16 protein-coding genes are annotated in these 23,143 nt (G+C 51.1%); 12 read left to right on the top strand and 4 right to left on the bottom strand.

Annotated features, from left to right (window positions below; translation table 11 throughout):
* Positions 1-117 precede the first annotated feature (117 nt).
* The 3 genes from EKM84_RS02990 to EKM84_RS02980 form a co-directional block, all read right to left on the bottom strand.
* Complete coding sequence (locus EKM84_RS02990) at positions 118-1,062, bottom strand: GH25 family lysozyme (protein WP_125763513.1); 945 nt, start codon at positions 1,060-1,062, stop codon at positions 118-120.
* A 272-nt stretch (positions 1,063-1,334) separates the two neighbouring features.
* Positions 1,335-2,882 (bottom strand): MFS transporter, encoded by a 1,548-nt coding sequence (locus EKM84_RS02985; protein ID WP_125763511.1) that lies wholly within the window; start codon positions 2,880-2,882, stop codon positions 1,335-1,337.
* A gap of 129 nt (positions 2,883-3,011) precedes the next feature.
* Complete coding sequence (locus EKM84_RS02980; protein ID WP_125763509.1) at positions 3,012-3,941, bottom strand: matrixin family metalloprotease; 930 nt, start codon at positions 3,939-3,941, stop codon at positions 3,012-3,014.
* A 223-nt stretch (positions 3,942-4,164) separates the two neighbouring features.
* On the opposite strand from EKM84_RS02980, the gene EKM84_RS02975 reads away from it, so the two are divergent.
* The 5 genes from EKM84_RS02975 to EKM84_RS02955 all read left to right on the top strand — a co-directional run bounded on the left by EKM84_RS02975 (position 4,165) and on the right by EKM84_RS02955 (position 10,966).
* The gene (locus EKM84_RS02975; RefSeq protein ID WP_125763507.1) at positions 4,165-4,725 is read left to right on the top strand and encodes a DNA-3-methyladenine glycosylase I; all 561 of its coding nucleotides are present in this window, start codon (positions 4,165-4,167) and stop codon (positions 4,723-4,725) included.
* A gap of 15 nt (positions 4,726-4,740) precedes the next feature.
* Positions 4,741-5,874, top strand: coding sequence for an exonuclease SbcCD subunit D (locus tag EKM84_RS02970; protein ID WP_125763505.1), 1,134 nt, complete (start codon positions 4,741-4,743; stop codon positions 5,872-5,874).
* Complete coding sequence (locus EKM84_RS02965; protein WP_125763503.1) at positions 5,871-9,020, top strand: AAA family ATPase; 3,150 nt, start codon at positions 5,871-5,873, stop codon at positions 9,018-9,020. Before EKM84_RS02970 ends, EKM84_RS02965 begins: the two co-directional genes overlap by 4 nt.
* Positions 9,021-9,523: 503 nt before the next feature.
* Entirely contained in the window at positions 9,524-10,507 is a 984-nt protein-coding gene (locus EKM84_RS02960) for a choloylglycine hydrolase family protein (protein ID WP_125763501.1), read from the top strand.
* A gap of 12 nt (positions 10,508-10,519) precedes the next feature.
* Complete coding sequence (locus EKM84_RS02955) at positions 10,520-10,966, top strand: GNAT family N-acetyltransferase (protein WP_125763499.1); 447 nt, start codon at positions 10,520-10,522, stop codon at positions 10,964-10,966.
* Between the two features lie 72 nt (positions 10,967-11,038).
* Here the strand turns inward: EKM84_RS02955 and EKM84_RS02950 are convergent, their stop codons facing one another.
* A complete protein-coding gene (locus EKM84_RS02950) occupies positions 11,039-13,288 on the bottom strand; it encodes a glycoside hydrolase family 3 C-terminal domain-containing protein (protein ID WP_125763497.1) in 2,250 nt (749 codons plus the stop codon).
* A gap of 444 nt (positions 13,289-13,732) precedes the next feature.
* Between EKM84_RS02950 and EKM84_RS02945 the strand changes: the two genes are divergently transcribed.
* The 7 genes from EKM84_RS02945 to EKM84_RS02915 all read left to right on the top strand — a co-directional run bounded on the left by EKM84_RS02945 (position 13,733) and on the right by EKM84_RS02915 (position 23,113).
* Positions 13,733-15,373 (top strand): peptide ABC transporter substrate-binding protein, encoded by a 1,641-nt coding sequence (locus EKM84_RS02945; protein WP_125763495.1) that lies wholly within the window; start codon positions 13,733-13,735, stop codon positions 15,371-15,373.
* Positions 15,374-16,257: 884 nt separating this feature from the next.
* Complete coding sequence (locus tag EKM84_RS02940; protein WP_125763493.1) at positions 16,258-16,806, top strand: DNA-3-methyladenine glycosylase I; 549 nt, start codon at positions 16,258-16,260, stop codon at positions 16,804-16,806.
* A 520-nt stretch (positions 16,807-17,326) separates the two neighbouring features.
* Positions 17,327-18,136 (top strand): MetQ/NlpA family ABC transporter substrate-binding protein, encoded by an 810-nt coding sequence (locus EKM84_RS02935; RefSeq protein WP_125763491.1) that lies wholly within the window; start codon positions 17,327-17,329, stop codon positions 18,134-18,136.
* 632 nt (positions 18,137-18,768) lie between these two features.
* Positions 18,769-19,833, top strand: a complete 1,065-nt coding sequence (locus EKM84_RS02930) for a methionine ABC transporter ATP-binding protein (protein WP_125763489.1) — start codon at positions 18,769-18,771, stop codon at positions 19,831-19,833.
* Entirely contained in the window at positions 19,834-20,517 is a 684-nt protein-coding gene (locus tag EKM84_RS02925) for a methionine ABC transporter permease (RefSeq protein ID WP_125763487.1), read from the top strand.
* Between the two features lie 1,049 nt (positions 20,518-21,566).
* Complete coding sequence (locus EKM84_RS02920; protein ID WP_125763868.1) at positions 21,567-22,478, top strand: DMT family transporter; 912 nt, start codon at positions 21,567-21,569, stop codon at positions 22,476-22,478.
* An 11-nt stretch (positions 22,479-22,489) separates the two neighbouring features.
* On the top strand, positions 22,490-23,113 hold the full coding sequence (locus EKM84_RS02915; protein WP_125763485.1) for a histidine phosphatase family protein: 624 nt from the start codon (positions 22,490-22,492) through the stop codon (positions 23,111-23,113).
* The last annotated feature ends 30 nt before the right edge of the window (positions 23,114-23,143 follow it).

Genomic DNA, 23,143 nt, shown 5'->3' with positions numbered 1-23,143 from the left:
AAGGTGTGTCAGCGACAATTCAACTTGTCGTCGGCACACCTTTTGTGATTGTGGCACAAGTGAATTTTGGCCGCAAAAAAAGCGCATCCCGCAGGACCCGCTTTTGGGAAAATCAGTTTAGTAAGTTGAAACGTAAGCCTTGTTGGCCGTGACGTACTTGCCATTGGTCAATTGGAACCGGTAAGCGTCCTTGCTGTTCTTGGTGATGCCCTTAACAGCTAAGGTCTTGCCAGCGGCTAACTTGGTGCTCCGTTGACCGTTGGTGAAGAGAATATTGTTGTATTCGTAAACGGCCTTCTTGATCTTGATACCCTTCACACCACTGATACTGTTGTAGTAGCTAGCGGTTGAATGGGAAGAGGTGTCAGCGAACCAGCTATTCACGACGGAACTGTTTTGAATCTTGTTCAAGTCAACGTTGCCACTGATACCGGAAACGCGACCAGAACTGGTGTATTGCCAGAGGTCGATGGACGTGCCAGAAACCTTAGGCTTAGTGGAGCTGTACTTGGCGATCCAAGAACCATCGAACTTGGAGAAGTTCAGGTTATGTGAGTTGGCGTAGTATTCACCGGCGTACATAATCAGAGGCTTATCGGTCAGGCTCCGCATTGTCTTCAACCAGGCGTTCACGTAGGTTTGTTCGGAACTCTTCGCAGAAGGCATCCGCTTTTCTTCGTCCAGGACAAAGAACTTGGTGTGCTTGTTGCTGCGTTTGTAGAAGTCCTGGGCTTCTTGTTTGGCGTCCTTAACGCTGGTAAATTCGGCAAACATGTATTGACCGAATGGCACACCAGCCTTGTAAGCACCGTTAGCGTTGACGTTGCGCTTGCTATCTACCATGTAGCCAGCGTCGCCCTTGCTACCATGTTGCACCCGAATGATGGCGTACTTTAAGTCCTTTGACGCCTTCGTCCAGTTGATGTTCCCTTGGTATTGCGAAACATCGGCAACTTTTTTGCCGGCTGCGTTGGCGGTCGTCGTGTTCAAACTAACACCGACAGCTAGGACGGCGGCGAAAGCGGCGACCCCAGCGGCAAATTTATGTAACGTGATCTTCATGAATGATGTCCTCCTCAAGTCTTTGGGTTCATTGTACACGGTATGAGTTGCCCGGAGGTTACGCGCAATTTACATTTGATTACAGTTCCGTTGCAAACCAAGAGTGGGACCAAAGGCGGTTAGCCGGCGAGCATTAAGGCTGATAACCGAATAATCCTGGACTTGGATTGTTTGGTTATCAGTTTTAAGCGGAACCGGCTGCCTTTGGCCCCACGTTTCGACTGTGTAAATTGGCAAATGAAAGAAGCCTGGGATTACCCCAGGCTCCACGCTTAATCATGATTCGTTTGGCGGTTGCGCATCAGAATCGCGGCACAGAGCGCGCCGACGATGGCAATACCGGCCGAAGTCAATGTGACGGCGCGCGTGCCGTTAGCGTAGGCTTGCCACACGGTCTGCTGAATCGCGTGGGCGAACGGCATTTTGGCTAACCGGGCGCTAAAGGCAATGCCGTGACCAGAGAAGGGCCCGGCGGTAACTAAGGCGTGGTGAATCGCGATTGCGGCCTTGTGGGGCATATTGATCTGGTTGAAGTGCGCGGCCAAATAGGTTTGGTAAACGTTATTTTGAACGAGTCCGAGGCTAACGATTCCTAAGGTCACCCCAATTTGACGAAAGACGTTGATCAAGCCAGAGGCCATCCCCATTTCACGAACGGGGACGCCTTCCATCCCGGTGCTGTTCAGGAGTGGGTTGACCATCCCGTTCGTGATCCCCATGAGCACCATGCCCGGCCACAACTCGGCGAAGGAGACGTGAATGGTCATGGCATTGGCTAGCATTAGGAAGCCGATACCGCCCAGGAAGAGACTGCCGCTGATCATCCATTTTTTAGAATAGCGGTTACCCAGGTACCCGGTCAGTGGTCCGAGAATCAGGGACCAAATGCTGATGGTTAATTGCCGAACCCCGGCTTGCAACGCCGAGTAGCCCATGTAGTTTTGCATCAGGGCGGTCAGGTAAGTATTGTAGGAATAAATTCCGGCCCCCAGTGCTAGGGCAACCATGACCGTTCCCACAAAATGGGGGTTCTTGAACATGGCCAGGTTGACCATCGGTTGTTTCAAACGTGCTTCAACCAGGATGAAGATGATGAAGAACAGAATGGCCGCGCCAAACCAGCCCAACATTTGGGGACTCGTCCAGTGCCAGTCTTGATGGTTTTCCTTTAGAATCAAGCCGTAAATTAAAGCGAATAAACTTGCGGCGGATAAGGCCATGCCGGCAAAGTCAATCTGATGATTTTGACTCAGGTCAGACACCTCATCCACGTAAATCAGGGTTAGAATAATCGCAATAATGCCAATGGGGATGTTCACGTAGAAGATTGAGCGCCACCCGAATTGGGCGACCAGGTAACCGCCGACTAGGGGGCCGGACGCTGAAGATAGCCCAATGATGGAACCTAAGATTCCGAGTGCCACGCCCCGTTTGCTTCCCTTGAAGCTGACGGCGACCAGGGCCATGGCGAGCGCATTCATCCCGGCGCCACCGAGGGCTTGAACCCCACGGCCGATGTCGAGGATGAGAAGGTTAGGTGCCATGCCGTTAACGGCCGAGGCCAGGACAAAGATGGCCAGGGAAATCACAAAGATACGTTTCAGCCCGTACATGTCCCCAATCTTGGAAACGATGAGGAGGGTGACCCCCAGAACCAGGGAGTAGGCGTTTAAGACCCATTGCACATTGTTAAAGGATTCATTGAAATCCCGGACCATGGTGGGTAAGGCGACGTTGACGATGGTGACATCTAGCAGGGCCATGAAGACCCCGAGAGAAAGGGCGGTTAGTCCAATCCAGCTGCGCGTTGATTTAGTCAATTTACTAAGTTCCTCCGTTTAGGTCAGTCGACATCGGGGATGCCAACCGCTATTTATTTTGAGACGAGATAATTTTCGGAAAAAAAGTTGCCGATTAGAAAAATAATCAGCAACTTTTGACGCAGTTAATTAGTGTACGGCCGTATAAATTTTGATGGCTAACTTGGCCCGGTTCTTATCCGTCTTGGTAATTGGATTGTATTTGGACAGACCGGCCTTGACCTTTTTGTAGCTGTAAACGTTGGAACTGCCACTCTCAAAGTACATTAAATCAGCTTTCTTCGGGGAGTGGTTCAGGCCCAGCACGTGACCGAGTTCGTGGGCAATCGTGCTGGCGTACTGGTACTTGCGACCTTCGTTGGCTAACGTCGCGCGGACCAGGGCCACATCTTTCTTCAAGACGGCGTAGGACGGCAGGGCCTCTTCCACACGGGCGGCCTCTGCGTTGAATAATTCATCGTAACTTTCATCCGTAGTGGCAATGCCTTCAGCTTCTAAATTCGCTTTCGCTTTACTCTTAACGGTACTAGAATATTGGTTGTAGAAGGCGTCGTTCAACTGGTTGGTCATTGCGGTACCAATGTCTTGTTTGGCCGCCGTGTAGAAGGACGAGCGAATCTGCAGTTGCTTCTTCGCTGGCGTCCACCAGGCGTCACTCTGATCACTTTTGGTGGCGGCGGACTTAGAAACGGAGAAGGTCAGTGTATGATTCTTCTTGGAACCTTGCGTGAATTCCTTCTTGCCTAACTTGTTGTTCCAGTAAGCCATGGCAATGGTGACGCTCTTCTTTAAGGTTTTATCCTTGGTCTTCACGTAGACCACTGCTTTACCATTTTTCTTGAGGGCCGTCTGGGCGTCGTAGGCGAGCTTGTAGCGTTTCCCCAGGGCCTTGGCGTGTTTCTGGTAATAGCCTTTGGACTTCTTTAGTGTAGCAGCCGATGGGTTGACGCTAGCGGCTTGGGCGGTGACGGTACTAGTGGTAACAGCGGGCGCCACGATGAGGGCTGCCGCAACAGCCATCGTCAGTGAACGCGCGCGAACGTGGTGAAATCTGCGCATGATGTTAACCTCCCTTAATAATCCCCAAAACAATTCGTATTTACAATAGCATAGGCCAAACGTCGCGTGGGGTCAAGAATTAAAGGTTCAGTAAATATTGATAATAGAACTCGTTAATACCGGGGTTGGACCCGGTTTCAAAATAGCATTAGTAGAACATTTGTTTGGTCTTGAATCGGGAATCTGGTATAGTAGTTTCAGAAGCAAAATTGGAGGGAAAGCAATGGTTAAACGATGTGATTGGGCCACGTCTTCACCTGAGATGGAACGATATCATGACGAAGAATGGTGCCGGCCAGAACACGAGGAACAACGGCTCTTTGAACTGCTTTGTTTGGAGACCTATCAAGCGGGACTCAGCTGGCAGACCGTGTTAAATAAGCGCGCCGCTTTTCAACGGGATTTTTACAATTATGACCTAAAGCGGGTCGCTGCCATGACCGCTGCCGATATCGAACGGCTGTTACAAGACGCCGAGATCATTCGGAATCGCCAGAAATTAATGGCAACCATTAACAATGCGCGGGTCATTTTAAATTGGCCAGCGGGGAGCACGTTTAGCGCGTGGCTGTGGAACTTTGTTGATGGCAAACCGATTCGTCACGCCATTGCGAGTGATACCCAGCTACCAGCAACCACGGATTTGGCGCAACACATTTCCCGTGAAATGAAGAAACGCGGCTTTAAATTTGTCGGGCCAACCACAACGTATTCATTTTTACAGGCGGCGGGCTTGGTGAATGACCACCTGTTGAGCTGTGACTGGGCACCAGAGAACCAATAGAAAGAGGGCAGAATCATGCGTTTTTTACATACAGCAGATTGGCACATTGGCAAGAAACTTCATGGATATGATTTGATTCCCGAGCAGGAGGATGCGTACCAGCAGATTAAGGCGATTGCTAAGCGAGAAAGGGTCGATGCCGTCGTAATTGCCGGGGATCTATACGACCGAGCACTCCCTAGCGAGCCGGCCGTAACGGCGTTGACCAACATGTTGGTTGACCTGAATCGCAAAGAAAAACTGCCGTTGTTAGCGATTAGCGGGAATCACGATTCTGGCGTGCGCTTGGGTTACGGTCAGGAGTGGTTTGCCAGCACGGACTTTTTCCTACGAACCCGGTTGGCGGACGCGTTAAATCCGGTGACACTGCAGGATACACAATTTTTCTTGTTGCCCTACTTTGAACCCGTTCAGGCGCGCCAATTTTTTGACGACGAATCGATTCGAACGGTTAACCAGGCCATGGAACGGCTAGTTGCCGCCATGCAGGCAAAATTTGATGCCACGAAGAAGCACGTGCTGATTGCGCATTTCTTTGCGGCGGGCAGCAATCACTCGGATTCGGAGACCTTGGTCCAGGTCGGCGGGTTAAATGCCGTGCCCGTGGATATGTTAGCGCCGTTTGATTATGTCGCGCTGGGACATTTACACCGGAAAGAAGCCCTGCAAAACGAGCCGACTGTTAAATACAGTGGGTCACCCCTGAAATTTTCGACTAGTGAGGCGGCCGACACGAAGGGCGTTTGGATTATTGATACGGATCAGACGCCGGTCTCAGTGACCTTTGAGCCGCTGAAGCCGTGGCATGATTTGGTGGTCTTGGAGGATAGCTTTACCAACCTGATGGACCGGGACCACCCGTACGCGGTCACGCCAGAAGATTTTGTGGCGGTTAATTTAACGGACACCACGCCGATTACGAACGTCATGCAGCGGTTAAAGACGCGCTTCCCCCGGGTGATTGAGCTCAACCGCGTGAACCAACTTGATGTGACGCCGGATGAATTAGACGTGAAACAAGTCCAGCAAGATCCGTTAACGTTGTTGGGGGATTTCTTTGAGCAGGTTACCCAACATCCCCTAACGGCGCAGCAACAGGTATGGGCCCGGCAATCCTTGCAGGCTGCAGAAAAGGAGGCAGACGAATGAGTCCCGTCACTTTACACTTAGAATACTTTGGTCCTTACCGGGATGAAACGGTTGATTTTACGAAATTTTCCGCTACCCCGTTGTTCTTGATCAGTGGGAAAACCGGGAGCGGGAAGACCACGATTTTTGATGGCATGTGCTACGCGTTGTTTAACCAGACCTCTGGTGTCGACCGGGAAGCCAAATCCATGCGCTCCGACTTTGCGACCCACACGGACCAGACACGGGTCACGTTTACCTTTACTCACCGGAATCGGTCCTATGAAATTGTGCGGGAACCCACGCAGGTTTTAGCCAAGAAGCGAGGAACCGGATTGACGGAGGCCGCGGCCAGCGTGACATTGACCGTTTTTGAGAACGATACGGAAATCACACAGTTGACGAAAGAAGGCCAGGTTCGCGATTATCTGCAGGACTTGTTACAGATGGACGGCAAGCAGTTTGCCCAAATCGTCCTACTTCCACAAGGCCAGTTTCGCCGGTTCCTGATTGCCCCTAGTGAAGACAAGGCCGTGGTTTTGGAACAACTATTTAATACCACCATCTTTGCGCGGTGGACGGACCTCCTCAAGCGCCAGCTTCGGCAAAATGAGGCGGCGAATAAGGAGACGGCGGCGACCCTTGACCGGTTACGGGGTGAGCTGCAATGGACAACTGAAAATAAAGAGAAAGCCGCTAGTTTGCTGGCTAATCAACAAACGACCGATATTTTAGCGTTAATGGCCGAGCAGCAAGCCACGACCAAGACCCAACGGACTGCGGTCACCACCCAACTCAAGCAAGCAGATCAATTGCACAGTCAATTGGTCCGGCAAGATGAGCAAGAATCAGTCTTACTGGCCGATCGTAAGCGACTCGCGGATCGGCAGCAGGAACAACAAGCATTGACCCAGCAACAACCGGCCATGCAGGCGCTGAAGCAGCGAATTGCTGAGCTGGATTGGGCGCAACAGATTCAGCCCCAGTGGCAAGAGCAAACGCAGGCTCAGCAAACGCTCCAACAGCGGAAACAGGCCAGTGAGCGGGCGGCAACGGCCTTACAGTCGGCTAAGCAGAAGCACCAGGTAGCCGTCGCTGAGCAACAGAAACAGCAACCGCTGGCTAAAAAAATCAAGCAAGAAAATGATCAATTAGCCCAACAACAGGAACTGATTCCGGTCTACCAACACGTGGCTGAATTAACCCAACAAAGGCACCTCGCGCAAGAACAGGTTGATCAAACCCAGGCGCGTCTCAAAGAGATTCGAACCGCCTTTGATGAAAATAAAGCGGCTCAGCTGGCTCAGCAACAGGTCTTGGATCAGCAGCCGGCTATTTTCGACCAGCAAAATCAGCTGACCCAGCGTGACGCTCAGTTGCAGGCAAGCGAAAAGCAATTGGCAACCGTGCAACAGGCTGACCACCAACTCACAACCAGTCAGCAAAAGGCAACCAGTTTAAAGGCGCAGGTGCAGACGGCCCAGACAGCCGCTAAGGAAAAGCGGACGGCCGCCGATGCCAGCTACCAAGCCTTCTTACGGAGTCAAATTGCCGAACTGAGTGCCCAGCTGACCGAAGGCACGCCTTGTCCGGTCTGTGGGTCGGAACATCATCCCCATCCAGCAGCGACAACGACAGCGACTACGGTGTCGGAAGATGCCGTTAAGGAGATTCAAGCGCAAGCGGATCGGTTAGAAAAGCAGGCCAGTGAGGTCGCCGCTCAATTAGCTAGTTGGCAACAACGCGTCACGGAGCAAGCCGCGACCCAGGCCGTCCAACTAGCCGAGTTACAAGCGGCTCTAGAACAACCAACCACGACCACGCTTGCCGAGCTCACCCAGCAACAACAGTCGGCCCAGCGAGACTATCAACAAGCAGAAGCTAAGAATGAACAAGAGCGACAAGCCTTACACCGGGCGCAACAGCAAATGAAGACGTTGGCCACAGCGGCCGCCACCCTGCAAACGCAGGTGCAGACGGCTGAGCAAGCTGTGCATGATCAACAAACGCAGCAGGCTAAGCTGAGCGCTGAACTGGCGACAGAGGTGAAGCGATTACCGGATCAAGCCTCAACGCTAGCAGAATTTATGCAACAGCTCACTGATTTACGGGCACGAGTGAAGGCCGACCAGCAGACCTTGGACGCGGTGAACACGGCTGTGCAACAGGCAGAAAATCAAGTAGCCGTGGCAAAGTCCCGCTTAACGCAGGCCGACGAAGAAGTGCAGACCAGTCAAGAAAGACTGACCCAGGCCCGGACTGTCGTCGCAAAGCTTTTGACAGAACATTTCGGTGCAACTGATGAGACTGTGGTCGAACAGGTCCAAACAGCTCTAGCGGAAGTTGGGACGTTAGCGACTAAGCGGCAGACACTGGCCGCCTTTGACAAACGCCAGGACAGCCTAGCCGCGACTATTGCGGACCTGGTTGCCCGTACGAAGGATCAGCCAACGCCGGACCGGGAGAAGACTCAGGCCGCCCTGGCTCAGGCCAAGGCCCAGATGACGGACCTCCAGGAACAGCAACGGCAATTACAAAATCTCTTTGAATTTAACACCACGCACACCCAGCAATTACAGACGCAAGTGGATAAGCAGGCTGCGGCCATGCAAACGACGCAGGAGCTGACCGAACTCAGTGGCGTGGTCAACGGGGATGGACCCAACAGTAAGTTAGGGTTGGAACGGTATGTGCTCCAAACCTACTTACGCCAAATCTTACAGGTCGGTAATCATCGGTTAAAGCAATTAACCAACGGGCGGTATCAATTCGTGATTGATGAATCCCAGGCGAACTCTAAGAAGCGGTCCGGCCTGGAAATCAACGTCTATGATGATCACGTGGGTGAACAACGGAGCGTGCATACGCTATCCGGGGGTGAAAGCTTTATTGCCTCGTTAGCGTTAGCTTTAGCCTTAGGTGAAGTTATCCAGCAGACTACGGGGAGTGTCGACGTCGATGCCCTGTTCATTGATGAAGGTTTTGGATCATTGGATGAAGATGCTTTAATGACGGCGCTGGAATCATTGGAAACGATTGAGGGGAAGCACCGGATGATTGGTATCATTAGCCACGTGAGTGAACTCCGTGACCAAGTTGAAAACCAATTACAAGTGATTGCCAATGGTAATGGAGAGAGTACGATTCGGTATCACGCCGCGGAATAACGTTTTTTTCCAGACAAAAGAGGTCTTGGACTGCTTGTTATCCAAGACCTCCTTTTGCCGAGTCACAGGAGAATAGTTGAAGAGGTGCCGCAACGTGCCGCCGAGATGCTGCTAGCGTGCTTAACTTAGCCAGTACCTCACAAGAACGACACACTCAATACGAGTCCCCAGGAAAATGGCATGGCATTTCCACTAGGCTTGGGTTAAATGACAATTCTATTCTCTGGGGCAACCCTAGCAGGAACTGGATGCAATAGAAAGCTAATGGCACGCTGGTGGGTAAAAATCGGGACGTTAAGCCGTTCAGCTTCATAAGTTGCCCTAACTTTGCGGGTGAATCATCCGTGAACCAAACAGTTGGTGGCCTAAATGGCTAGTGGACGTCAAATGAAGTTTTTAAACAAATTGGCATAATTGGTTATAGTTTTAACGATTATCCGTGCAATACGGATTTTGATGGTTTAGAATAATGGGTAACTATATTAGAAACGGGATGATTTTCAATGTGTACGAGTTTGACCTATGAGAACAGCCGGGGCGATCAATTTTTAGCCCGGACCATGGATTTTGCGTTTGAACTGGGTGGTCAACCCATCTTTATGCCGCGGAACCAACAGATTCAAGGGGATGCGGGGACCTTCACTACGAAGTATGGCTTCGTCGGGGCCGGTCGGAACCTGAGCCATTACATTTTTGTTGATGGCGTGAATGAATATGGTCTTGGGGCAGCCGCGCTGTACTTTTCACAATACGCGAAGTATGAAGCAAGCGCACCAGCTGATAAGTTGGGCTTAGCGCCACATGACGTGACGGCCTGGGCTTTGGGCAACGCCAAGAGCGTGGCTGACCTGCGTGAACTGGTCAAGCACATTCAACTCTTGGACATCCCGGTTGCCTTGCTCGGCATCACGGCGCCACTGCACTTTATCTTCAGTGATCCGACGGGGGCGACCGCCGTACTCGAAGCCACCAGTCATGATATTCATTTGATTGATGATCCGGTTGGGGTCATGGCCAATTCACCACAATTGAGTTGGCATTTACAAAACCTCAGCACTTATGGCACGCTACAAGCTGCCGATGTGCCTTTGCATGATTACGAAGGCTTTGAGTTGGCCACTCAGGGTCCTGGGACTGGCGCGTTGGGCCTTCCCGGCGACTACACGTCACCATCCCGCTTTGTTCGGACGGTTTACAACAAGCATTTCAGCATCAAGACGGACGATACGCCGACGACCCTGAACCTCTTACAACACCTAATGGATAGCGTCACGATTCCTAAGGGGGTCAAGCTAAAGGCCGATGGTCACAGCGACTACACGCAATACCGGGCCTACGCCAACCTGACTGAGCGGTCCTACTTCATGGAACCCTATGATAATTTGGAACTGCAAGGCGTTAAAATGACTGACGAAATGCTAAACGACTGGGATACACCCGTGGAATATCCATTGGACCACCAACCACACATTAGTGCGTTGAACTAGGAGCTGAATTAAATGGGTTTTAGTCAAAAAAGTTTTGCTGAACTAACGACCACGGAACTCTTCCGTATCTACCAGTTACGGGTGGCGGTCTTTGTGGTGGAACAAGACTGCGTCTATCAGGAAGTTGACGATGATGATCTGATTGCGCAGCACCTGTTCCGGACGGACGATGCGGGTCAGGTGTTGGCCTACGCGCGATTAATTCCGGAGCCCAATCAGGTCCGCATTGGCCGGGTCCTGGTTGCCGCTTCGGAACGGAAACATGGCGCTGGTCGTGAGTTGGTGACCGAAGCCATTGCTGCCGCTAAAGAGACCTATCCGCAGGCCCAACAGATTGTGATTCAGGCCCAAGCCTACCTGCAAAAGTTTTACGCTTCGTTTGGGTTTACGCCCACTAGCGAGGTTTACCTGGAAACGGGGATTCCCCACTTGGATATGGTCTTGCCACTGAATCGTTAAGCGAAATGAACACGAAAAAGGCGAGGTCTTAACGCTTAAACAACGTTAGGACCTCGTCTATTTTTGTCGTGGTTATCGCTTGTTAGCGGCGTTAATGAAATCGTGAATCAAATCAGCCGGACCGCCGAGCGCAATGACCGCCCGCAGTGGCATGTTCAGGAACATTTGATCTTGGAGTAGGACCACGTTGCCATGCTCGTCGGTCGTTGCTAAGAAGTTGTTCCCGTTGGTATTTTTGGGTGCCAGGACCGTCTCCTTGAAGATTTGTTGCAGACGCGGATCTCTGACAATCGTGGACAGGTAAGTTTCAGCTGTCACGGGGGCAGGGGAATTCTTAAAGTCCATGGTCAACTTGGTTTGTAACCGGATATCGCGCGAGGAATCGCCGACCATTAATTCATAGTCGCCGGAATCGGCTTGCCAACGGGACTTGCCTTCGCACCACCAGCTAAAGTCACGTCGGTTGAGCTTTAAGGTCACGGCCTTGGTTTCGCCAGGCGCTACGGCGACCTTGGTGAAGGCGCGCAGTTCCTTGGTTGGCATTGGCACGTGCGAGGCGTGGTTGGCCACGTAGAGTTGTGGCACGGCTTGACCGGCGCGGTCGCCCGTGTTGGTCAGGTCAAAGGTGATGGTCGCGCCGTGTTCGTTTTCGTCGACGGCCAAATTGGTGTATTCAAAGGTCGTGTAGCTGAGACCATGGCCGAATGGGAAGAGCACGTGCATTTCGTGGGTGTCGTAGTAACGGTAGCCCATGAACATGCCTTCCGTGTAGTATTCGTGATGCGGGTCCTGTCCAAATGTTGGGGCCATTGGGGTATCGGTCAAACGTTGCGGGAAGGTCTCGGCCAAGTGACCGGACGGGTTGACGGCACCGGTGATGATGTCCCAGGTCGCTTCACCGACTGCTTCACCGGCCAAATAAGTTTCGACAACGGCGTCGACGCCATGAATCCAAGGCATTTCGACCGCGGAACCATTTTGGAGCACGACCGTGACGTGGTCGCTGATCTTTGACAGACGGCCAATCAATTCGCCTTGATTTTCGGGGAGCATCAGCGAGGTCTTGTCGAAGCCTTCCGATTCCGTATTTTCAGGATAGCCGGCGAAAATAATGACGTGATCGGCGTCCTGGGCGGCGGTGATGGCGGCTTCGACTAAGCTGTCATCCGTTTCGCTCTGATCCAGCCGGTAACCGGGGTAGTAGTTGGCCTCGAGGTCGCTGGCTTGCAGCGCAGCTAATGGCGTGGTCAACTTCGTCGGATTGACGTGGGAACTGCCGGACCCCTGGTAGCGTGGTTGATCGGCCAGCTCACCAATGACGACCACCTTACCAGCCGTCTTGGGATTCAGTGGCAGTTCAGCGTGGCGGTTCTTTAAGAGCACGATGCCATCGTCGGCTAATTTGCGGGCAAATTGGTGATGGGCCGCGTGGTCATAGGTGCCTGCTTGATCAGCAGGTAACCAATTATCAATGATGTGCAGCAGGTGCCGAACCGCCTTGTTCAGCGTCCCTTCGTCCAGTTCGCCGGTTTCGACGGCGCGAATAATGTTGTCCACGGAAGCTTGGCCCTGACCTGGCATTTCCAAATCCAGCCCGGCACGTAAGGCCTGGACGTTGTCAGCGACGGCGCCCCAGTCGGACATGACCGCGCCGTGGAAGCCCCATTCGTCACGCAAGATGCTGCGGAGCAACCGGCGATTTTGGGAGTTCAGCGTGCCATTAATTTTGTTATAAGAGGTCATCATCGTGGCAGGGTAAGCGGCCTTGACGATGATTTCAAACGTGCGTAAATAAAGTTCGCGCAGCGTCCGTTGGTCCATGTCGCTGGAGGCCGTGAACCGTTGATTTTCGCGGTTATTGGCGGCAAAATGTTTAACGGCGACACCGACGTGCTTGGATTGCACCCCTTGAACGTAGGCGCTGCCTAATTCACCAGCCACCAAAGGGTCTTCTGACAGGTATTCGAAGTTACGCCCACCCAGGGGAGAACGCTTCAGGTTGACGCCGGGGCCCAGTAACAGACTGACTTGTTCTGCGCGAGCCTCGTCACCCAGGTGTTCACCTAGTTGGTGCATAAGATCACGATTCCAGGAGCTCGCACTCAACGCGGCAGCCGGATAGGTAATCGCTTGAACCGAGTCGTTAATGTTCGTGGTACCCGAATCGGCGGTCTGTTTCCGTAAGCCGGAAGGGCCATCCGTCATCATGAGGGCGGGGATGCCCAGCCGGTCAATAGCGGCCGTGTACCAACTATTTTTTCCTGAAACCAGAGCGGCCTTCTCCGGTAACGTTAGTTCAGCAAGCATACGTTCGATGTCCATACGTTCAAATCCTTTCTACTAGTCAAACTTATTTTAAGTATACCTTTTTCCACCACGGAATGTTACCCGCCGCTTTTGAAATCTGCCGGCCGTCGATTTTTATCTTTGACAAACGCTGGGGAAGAGGGTATCTTAGGTCTTGTACAATCCAATTAATTACAAAAAATAAGTTAAGGAGGAAAATCACGATGTTGAAGAACGCCACTCAAGTTAAATCACTGCTTGCCGCATGTTGCGAATGTAACGTGTCTTTTTGCGCTACCTCAATTCGTGATTTTCCGGCTAAACCGTAGTAGTACATAGCGCCGACCTAGGTTGGCAGTGTCGAACGGGTTACCGCTTTCACGAGTTAAGTGAAGGCGGTAGCCCGTTTTTTCTGTTTTTAAATCATAATTTTGCGGATTGTACGCCACCAAAATTTGAGGAAAAGGGAGCAAACTTCTTATGAAAAAATGGACTGGGATTGGGTTTGTCGCAGCGGTATTGGCAATTGGTATGGGGTTAGCTGCCTGTGGCCAAACTGCTGCAACGTCCAAGCCACAACAAGTTTTGCGGTTGCCAGCGACGGCAGCACTCGACACCATCGACCTCGCCAAGGCCACCGGTTATGGCCAGACGGGGAACGTTTTTGAAAGTTTTTATCGGTTAGGCAAGGACGGTCAGGTTGCACCAGGGTTGGCGGATTCAGCAAAAATGTCAAAGGATAAGAAAACGTGGACGTTCCACATTCGTGACAACGCCAAGTGGAGCAACGGCGACAAGATTACCGCCCAGGACTTCGTTTATTCTTGGCGGCGGACGTTAACGCCAGCCACCAAATCGTCCTACATGACGATGTTTTCTGGGATTAAAAATGGCGACAAGATTATCGCCGGTAAGGCTAAGCCTAGCACCATCGGGATTCACGCCAAGAACCAACAAACGGTGGTCATCAAGCTGGATAAGCCCATCGCTTACTTTAAAATTTTAATGGCTTACCCGTTATTCGCCCCACAAAATAAACAGGTTATCGATAAATATGGCAAAAAGTATGCCACGAAGTCCGAGTACATGGTCTACAGCGGTCCCTTCAAGATTCAGGGCTGGAATGGGACGGGCAACACCTGGTCCTTTGTGAAGAACAACCAGTATTGGGATAAAAAGGTCGTTAAGCTGCAAAAGATTAATTATCAAGTCGTGACGAATCCCCAAACGGGTCTGAGTTTGTACCAGAACAAGAAACTCGATTTCGCGCAGTTATCCAATGAGCAAGTTAAGAACTACAAGAATGACAAAGAATTCCAGCAATATCCGTATTCCATCGTGATTCATTTGAAATACAACTTCCAAGATGCTGACAAGGCTAAGCGACGGATCATGAATAATCAAAATATTCGTCAGGCCATCGCGTTATCCATCAACCGCAGTCAGCTGACCAAGAAGGTGCTGGGGGATGGATCCGTGACGCCAACCGGCTTTGTTGCCAGTGGCCTAGCGCGTGACCCTAAGAGTGGCAAGGACTTTGCCAGCCAGCAGAAGGTCAAGAACACGACGACGTACAACCCCACTTTGGCCAAGCAAAAGTGGGCGGCTGGGCTGAAAGAACTCGGCGTTAAGAAGGTTGAGTTGAGTATCATGGCCGGTAACGATGACGTGGCGGCCAGCACCGTGACCCAATACTTAAAGGGCGCACTGGAAAAGAATCTGAAAGGCTTTGACCTGAAAATTCAAAACGTGCCGGCTTCCGTGGCCCAATCACGGTCAACCAATGGCGACTTTGACCTCTACCTGTCTCACTGGGGGGCCGACTTCAACGATCCCATTTCCTTCCTGCAGATTCCGGTCAGCTCGAACTCGCTGAACTACGGCAAGTGGTCCAACAAGCAATACGATGCGCTGATCGACAAGGCACAGAACCAAGATGCCGGCAACGATGAGGCACGTTGGCAAGACATGGTTCAGGCAGCCAAGCTGGTGAACAAGACGCAGAGCTTCACGCCTTTGTACCAGGCGAACTACGCTTACCTGACACGGTCCGATGTTAAGGGAATTATCCACAACACGGCGGGCACCCAGTGGAGCTACAAATACGCTTATATCAAATAATCTCTGGCTACTGAGCTAAACGGTGTGGTAACCGCGCCTCCAGGCTGGTGAAAATGGACCGGAACGCGGTGGGCGAGCGCCCAGAGCCAAAGAGCGGTCTCTGAGCTTACTTTGAGCCTCGAAAAAACGAGTCTCAAAGATATCAATTCCCTAAGCAACCCAGACCGTTGCTAAGGGAATTCCCACGGCTGAGTCCATTTTCACCAGCCTTGCGGCTCACACTGATTTAGCCAGGCGCAAGTGAGTTTTTGATCATAGCTTTGGTAGAATTTGGTGATTAGGTTATCCGCAGAAGTTTTGACTCAGACTTGTTTTGAGCTTCTAAGGGATGAGTCACAAAGTTACCATTTCTCCCGCCCTCACGGCTAAGATTGGTTCAACGCGTTAGTTGATAGTTTCTTCTACGTCATGTGTTTGTATCTATTCAGTGTGGATAGTGTTAATCATTTTCTGTGCAGGAGTCAGTGGATACTACTAACACTACTGACGTCAGATGTAGCGTAACTAAATTTGGGATACAACTGCTATTTCCAATCATCTGGAAAGAACCAGGTCGCTAGCTTTTCTCGAGACTGACTTAGGTGGGCTAACGTCGGTGAGTAGGCATGGGGCTTGGTTACAGCAATTTTCAACTAATCCGGTTTTGCTAGACCAAACGCTAGCGAAATCGGATTTTTTGTGGCGTGAGCGGACGAATGGCAATGATTAGCTTTCAAATTATTCCGGTTCATGGTATGATGGTTGCCGTAGACGTGTACCCATGGTCGGGTACATTCGAAAATCCCGGTAATTCGCGTTGTTGGGTAATGGCTCTCGGGTTGTAAAATCCGAGAGCTTTTTTGTGTCTTCCGCGTGGTATTATAAAAGTGAGAGGGGATGGCGACATGGCAATTGGACCGGATGATGGGCACGTTTGGGATAGCGCTGGAACTCAGGAGTACCAAGCGTATTTTGGCACGCCCACGCATGATGACCACGTGTTGTATGAACTTCTGACGGTCGGCGTTTTTCAAGTTGGGTTGAGTTGGCAGGCGGCTGCCAGCAAGTTACCCGTTTACCGGCGGCTGTTTGCGGGGATGGACCCGCAGCGAGTGGCTGGCTTCGAGGATGAACTTGACGGCGAACGGATTGCCAGCGACCCAGAGATGATCAGCAACGGGCGAAAGATTCGGGCGACCATCCACAACGCTCGCGCCATCGTACAAGTCCAACAGGAGTTTGGGAGTTTTAGTGCCTACCTCTGGGAATTTGTGAACGGCACGCCATTGTTATTGCCGGCGGTGACCCGGGATATGCTGACCAATCAGTCGGGCATCGGTAGCACAGTCGCCAAGGATTTAAAACGCCGCGGCTTTAGTTTTGTTGGTCCGGTCGTGACCCACATGTTTTTGCTAGCGGCGGGGCTCTTGCGCGAGCAAATTATCGACGACTAAGTGAAATTTAGGTGAGAAATTTATTTAGACCGCAACCGGTTTCTGCCAGACATTGATTAGGGAATCCCGGTATCATGCGGTTCGTTATGAATAAATTTATATCAACTTTGTCTTGACACCCAATTAAAGTTGCATTAGACTTACAGATAAATTAAGCGATTGAAAAAACAATGTGATCAGGAGAGTAACCACCGTTAATGGTTTCAAGAGAGCTCGCGATTTGCTGAAAGCGGGTAACCCACGGCGGGGTGAAGATGGCCTGAAATGAATTGGTATCACTGAGTCCTTGCGATGAGGTGGTAATGTCCGGCACTCATTATCGTGCACGCACTTCAAGGCGCAAGCTGGCGAGTGTTAATGAGGAGCCGGGTGTCTTTAACCTGACTTGAATTAGAATGGTACCACGACAAAGTTCGTTTCTATTAATTTAGGAGCGGACTTTTTCTTTTGGTCGCATTTTTCAATCGTGGCGTTTATCTAGATGAGGATAATAGTTTAAAAACAAAGGGGATTACTGAGTATGAAGAAATCATTTAAGCATTTTAGTTGGCTCTTATTATTGTTGATTCCACTGTTAATTGTTTCCGGCTGTGGTAAGTCTAGCAGCAGTAACAAGACGGTTAAGGTTGGGATCATGGGTTCTGATGAAAAAATCTGGAAACCTATCCAATCAAAGCTAAAGAAGCAAGGCATCAACATCAAGTTGGTCACTTTCACCGATTACAACCAGCCCAACGCTGCGTTGACTAACCACGAAATTGATTTGAACTCGTTCCAACACACGTACTTCATGGATCAATGGAACAAGGCACACAAGACGGACATCGTTTCCATCGGTAAGACTGTCCGCGCACCGCTACGCCTGTACTCCAAGAAGGTCAAGAGCGTTTCAGCCATCAAGAAGGGTGACCAAATCACCATTCCTAACGACTCCACCAACGAAGGCCGGGCCTTACACTTACTGCAGTCCGCTGGCTTGATCAAGGTTGATTCCAAGGTTGAATTACCCACGCCTAAGAACATCACGCAAAACAAGTTGAACTTGAAGATCACCGCCGTTGATGCTGCCCAAACGCCACGGTCATTGACCGACGCCACGGGTGCCGTTATCAACAACGAATTCGCTGCCGAAGCTAAGCTGCCAAACAACGAAACCATCTTCAAGGAAAAGATCAACAAGGCTTCCATTCCTTACATCAACATCATCGCAACTAACAAGTCTGACAAGAACAACAAGACCTACAAGAAGATCGTGAAGGCTTACCAGACTGAAGCAACGAAGAAGTTGTTGAAGAAGTACTACCACGGCTTAACCATCCCAGCTTGGTAATATACGAGATCAATGTTTCTAGAGTAGTGAAAATGAAAGCGAACGTGTCCGTTCCCGGCGGCGGGCTCAAGGTGGCCTGCTATGGGGTCCGGCTCCAGCCTGAGAAGCGGTCTTCCGCCTCGACTTTGAGCCTGAGAAGCGGTCTCAAAGGTCGACCCATGGGCCTAAGCTGAGAAAATCACTCAGCTAATGCCATCGACACAGCTGGCCACCTTGGCCCGCCTCTGGTCACTCATACGGTCGATCACATTTTCACTAATCTGGCTGATCACATTGGTCTACTTAGCCGCCGTCTCATTAGTTTAGGAGGCGGCGGTTAAGCTATTGGAAGAAAGTTAAATGATAGTGAAGATACCAACGTTACTAATTGGTTAAATCAGTATCAGCCTGGAGGACGGTTTAAAATGGGCTCAGCCGTAGGAATTTTCTTAGCGATTTACCGCTTAGAAAATTGGTATCTTTGAAACTCGGTCTTTGAGGTTCAAAGTAAACCTGAAGACCGTACTTTGGCTTCAGGTGTCCGCCTACAGCGTTCCGGTCCATTTTAAACCGTCCGGAAGGCGAAACAAGTATCTGTTTAAACATATTAATGAAGAAACTGCCGGCATTGGCGAGTAAGGAGAATGAAGTCTGTGACTAACGAAGCGATTATTCAGTTAAAAGATATCGACGTGACCTTCCATAATAAGGGTCAAACCGTGACCGCCGTCAAAAATGTTTCATTGACGGTCAACCGCGGGGACATCTATGGGGTCGTCGGGTATTCCGGCGCCGGGAAGAGTACGTTGGTGCGGGTCATTAACCGCCTTCAACGGCCAACAGCCGGTTCTGTCGAGGTTAATGGTCAAGATATTTTGGCACTCAAGCCCAAGGAACTCCGGGTTGCCCGGACGAAAATTGGGATGATCTTCCAACACTTTAATTTGATGGCCTCCCGGACGATTGCCGACAACGTGGGCTACCCCTTAAAGGGCGGCGAGTTGTCGCATGAGGAACGCCAACAAAAGGTGGCCCATCTCTTGGACCTAGTTGGCTTGACGGAAAAGGCTGAGGATTACCCAGCCCAACTGTCCGGTGGGCAAAAGCAGCGGGTCGCCATTGCGCGGGCCCTGGCCAATGACCCCGAGATTCTGATCAGTGACGAAGCGACGAGTGCCTTGGACCCCAAGACTACCTCATCCATTTTGGAATTGTTGAAGCGGTTGAACCGGCAATTAGGCCTGACCGTGGTCCTCATCACCCACGAAATGGAAGCCGTGAAGGAAATCTGTAACAAAGTGGCCGTCATGGATGATGGTGAAATCATCGAACGCGGTGACCTGGTCAGCATCTTTAGCCGTCCCGAAAAGCCATTGACGCAGGACTTCATTAATACCGCAACGCAGATCAATCAAGCGCTTGAAAAGATTTACAAGCAGGCGCGTACCTTGGGCCTGGACGACCATCAACAGTTGGTTCAACTCCAGTACGTGGGTGCCAGCACCGATGCACCGCTGATTACCGACCTGTACAAACGGTACGGCGTGGTGTCTAACATCCTTTACGGGAATGTGGAAATTCTTCAAGACACGCCGCTGGGGAACCTGATTGTTGTCATGACTGGGGATCCCGACAAGTTACAGGCCGCTTGGCAGTACTGTCAGGATGCCGGTATCACCATTACGCACTTAAAACCAACAGATCCGGAGGTGGCCTAAATGACTTGGTTTGCAAAATATTTTCCGAATGCTGTGACCATGAAGAGTGATTTTCTTCAGGCCACCGGCGAAACGCTGTACATGACGTTCTTTACCGCGATTGTGGCGGGGATTCTGGGGATGGCGATCGGGGTTGGCTTGATTGTGACCCAACCCGGCGGTATCCTGGAAAATCGGATTGTTTATAACATTCTTGATAAGATCGTTAACCTGTGCCGGTCGATTCCGTTCGTGATCTTACTGGCCGTTATCGCACCACTGACCCGGCTGATTGTCGGGACTGCTATCGGGACCACCGCCGCCATCGTGCCGTTGGTGATTGGGTCTGCGCCATTCTACGCGCGGCAGATTCAAAACGCCCTGTCCGAAGTTGACCGTGGGGTGATTGAGGCCGCTGAATCAGTTGGCTCCGGTCCCATCGCCATTATTTTCCGCGTCTACCTCAGAGAAGGGCTGCCGGACATCATCCGCTCGTCCGTGCTTACGTTGATCAGTCTGATCGACCTGACCGCCATGGCCGGTGCCATCGGTGGTGGGGGCTTAGGGAACTTGGCCATCAACGTCGGGTACAGCCGCTTCGAAAGTGATGTTACGATTCTGGCAATGCTGATTATTCTGGTGATTGTGTTTGCTATCCAGCTTCTCGGTGACCTCTGGGCCCGTAAAGTCGACCACACTGCTTAGAAATGGTGGACGACCGCGCCTTACCGGTCGGCGAAAATTGGCCGGAACGCGGTGGGGAGGACGCCCGAAGCCTGAGAAGCGGTCTTCGAGCTCGCTTTGAACCTCAAAGAACGAGTTTCAAAGTCGCCATTCTGCGAGAAAAATCCTCGCAGAATCCCACGGCTGAGCCAATTTTCGCCGACCTCACGGCTGATACTAGTTGTTAGCTGCGTGGTCAACTTTACTGGCAGGTCTTGGATTATAACTGGTTGTTAAATTTTAAATTGAAAGGCAAAATTGCTTCGTCAGTTTGGGCGCAGTGATTTTGCCTTTTTTGCTGGAATTTGGGGTGGCTCATGTAATTGGTCGGACCTGGTTAGTGACCAATTGGGTTGGAAGTGGTAAGCTAATTTAGTTCGTTTGCTGTTCACGGGGATGTTGGAAGATGCCTGCATGAATGGCAAATGATTGAGCAACCAGGAAGTTAGGCTGGTTGACTGGTGTGCGGGCGGTTGACCCGCTTCGTAATATAACAAAATAAATTTTTGAAGACGGTGATATTTGCCCGTTTTTGCCGCCAAATTCTAATGGTTTTCCGTTAAAATATAAAAATTATGACCCGACTCATGTTAATCGTGTCGGGTAAAAACTAATCGAAAAAGATAAGTGACTGGGAGAATTAGTGGGTCAGTGTGTAACCAGCTAAATGGCTGTGTGACAGTAAGCTCGGTATTGATAGTGTAGGCATGGTGAAAATAGTTGAACTGTGTCAGTGACCAGAGGTGGGTCAAGATGACCAGCTGTGTCGGTGGTCTTAACTGAGTGATTTTCTCAGTTTAGAGCACGGGACGACCTTTGAGACCGTTTTTCAGGCTCAAAGTCGAGGTGAAAGCCCGCTTCTCAGGCTGAAACCGTTCCTCACAGCAGGACATCTTGAACCCACCGCCGGGAACGAAAGATCCGTACTATTTTCACCATCCCAGTAACGAAATGATGATGCATACTTGAGGTATGAGAGAGAAAGGATTTATCGTGTTTTGAAGAATGTAGGTGCACCAACGGAAAACGTTATGAAGGGGATTTTCTGGGCCACGGTGGCTTCGGCCATGTTTGGGGTCTCCGGAACGGTCCTCCAGTTTATTTCGCAAGGCCAATCGATTCCGACCAGTTGGTTCTTGTCCGCCCGGACGATGGGCGCCGGCGTTATTTTGTTGCTGATCAGTCTGGTTTTGTATGGCAAAGAAACGTTCACGATTTTTAAGAGCTGGCGTGAAGTGTCCTGGCTCTTGGCCTACGCCCTGATTGGGTTGGGCGCCAACCTCCTGACCTTTTATATTGCGGTGCAGTCGGGAAATGCGGCCGCAGCCACCATCCTGCAGTATCTGAGTCCCTTGTTTATTGTGTTAGGTAGCCTACTATTCAAGCACGAACGACCACTGCGTAGTGATCTGATTGCCTTTGCGGTCGCGCTAGTCGGGGTCTTTCTGGCGATTACCCGGGGCGATATCACCCAATTGGCCATCCCCGTTAATTCCCTGTTATGGGGGATTGGTTCCGGGATCACGGCGGCTTGTTACGTGGTTTTACCGCGGCCACTAGTACGCGACTATGGTCATGCACCGATTACTGTGTTAGGCTGGGGAACGTTTATTGCCGGAATTTTCTTCAATCTGTACCATCCGGTATTTCTGAATATGCCGCCAATTACCGGGACCCTGATTGGGTCAATGGCCACGGTGATTATCGTGGGAACGATTTTGCCATTCTCATTGATTCTGTACAGTACCCACTTTGCGCCGTCCGATGTGATCAGTATCGTTGACGCGACGCAGCCGGTGGTGACATTTATTTTATCCATTATTTTTCTGAGCTTAAAAATTACGATTGCGGAAGTTATTGGTTCCGTCCTGGTGATTGTGGCGATTTACCTGCTGCAACAGGGACGACGAAAGATTGAGACGCAATTTGAGAGAGAAAATTAGGAAGTGAGAAAATGACGACCTTTGATTGGGTGCGTCATGGTCAAACGCAAGCCAACGTTGACCAGATTATGCAAGGACAATTGGATACGGCGGTCACGCATTTAACCGTGAATGGCTTACAGCAGGCCGAACGCCTCGCTCAGTGGCTTCAGGGGAGTCACTACGACCAGTTAGTCAGCAGTCCCTTGCATCGGACCCGGCAAACGACAGCGGCCTTAACGGCGAAGCTAGACGTTTTACCACAGTTCGATGATCGGTTGATGGAGGCCGATTACGGTCGGTGGACGGGGGAAAACTTCCGGGTCTTACAGGAGCGGCAACCGGCCGACTTCGACCCACTGACGGGCGAAGCCTTGCCGGATGTGCTGGTCGCAGCCGGTGGCGAGACCTACCGTGACATTCAACGTCGCGTGGGTCAGTGGCTGGCCGAAGAGGTGGTTGACCATCCGAATGACCACATTTTGGTGGTGAGTCACGGGCTAACTATCAAGGCGACGGCGCTGTTGATGCTGAATGCGACCGCAACGACGGCCTTGCCAGAACCGGCCAACACCAGTGTGACCCGAATGGAAATTGATCCGGCGACTGGTCGGCGTTATCTCCGAACTTATGGGGTAACGGCGCAGTTTAACTAACTTTTAAAATACAAACAAGGGCTCCTTAGA

It is taken from the genome of Levilactobacillus mulengensis (assembly GCF_003946045.1).
Taxonomy (GTDB): Bacteria; Bacillota; Bacilli; order Lactobacillales; family Lactobacillaceae; genus Levilactobacillus; species Levilactobacillus mulengensis.
Note: the sequence above shows the minus strand (reverse complement) of the source record. Positions and strands in the feature narration are given on the sequence as shown.

Coding starts and splice junctions, on each gene's coding strand:
- EKM84_RS02990 (WP_125763513.1), bottom strand. CDS start 1,062: ATGAAGATCACGTTACATAAATTTGCCGCTGGGGTCGCCGCTTTCGCC.
- EKM84_RS02980 (WP_125763509.1), bottom strand. CDS start 3,941: ATGCGCAGATTTCACCACGTTCGCGCGCGTTCACTGACGATGGCTGTT.
- EKM84_RS02975 (WP_125763507.1), top strand. CDS start 4,165: ATGGTTAAACGATGTGATTGGGCCACGTCTTCACCTGAGATGGAACGA.
- EKM84_RS02970 (WP_125763505.1), top strand. CDS start 4,741: ATGCGTTTTTTACATACAGCAGATTGGCACATTGGCAAGAAACTTCAT.
- EKM84_RS02965 (WP_125763503.1), top strand. CDS start 5,871: ATGAGTCCCGTCACTTTACACTTAGAATACTTTGGTCCTTACCGGGAT.
- EKM84_RS02960 (WP_125763501.1), top strand. CDS start 9,524: ATGTGTACGAGTTTGACCTATGAGAACAGCCGGGGCGATCAATTTTTA.
- EKM84_RS02955 (WP_125763499.1), top strand. CDS start 10,520: ATGGGTTTTAGTCAAAAAAGTTTTGCTGAACTAACGACCACGGAACTC.
- EKM84_RS02950 (WP_125763497.1), bottom strand. CDS start 13,288: ATGGACATCGAACGTATGCTTGCTGAACTAACGTTACCGGAGAAGGCC.
- EKM84_RS02945 (WP_125763495.1), top strand. CDS start 13,733: ATGAAAAAATGGACTGGGATTGGGTTTGTCGCAGCGGTATTGGCAATT.
- EKM84_RS02940 (WP_125763493.1), top strand. CDS start 16,258: ATGGCAATTGGACCGGATGATGGGCACGTTTGGGATAGCGCTGGAACT.
- EKM84_RS02935 (WP_125763491.1), top strand. CDS start 17,327: ATGAAGAAATCATTTAAGCATTTTAGTTGGCTCTTATTATTGTTGATT.
- EKM84_RS02925 (WP_125763487.1), top strand. CDS start 19,834: ATGACTTGGTTTGCAAAATATTTTCCGAATGCTGTGACCATGAAGAGT.
- EKM84_RS02920 (WP_125763868.1), top strand. CDS start 21,567: ATGAAGGGGATTTTCTGGGCCACGGTGGCTTCGGCCATGTTTGGGGTC.
- EKM84_RS02915 (WP_125763485.1), top strand. CDS start 22,490: ATGACGACCTTTGATTGGGTGCGTCATGGTCAAACGCAAGCCAACGTT.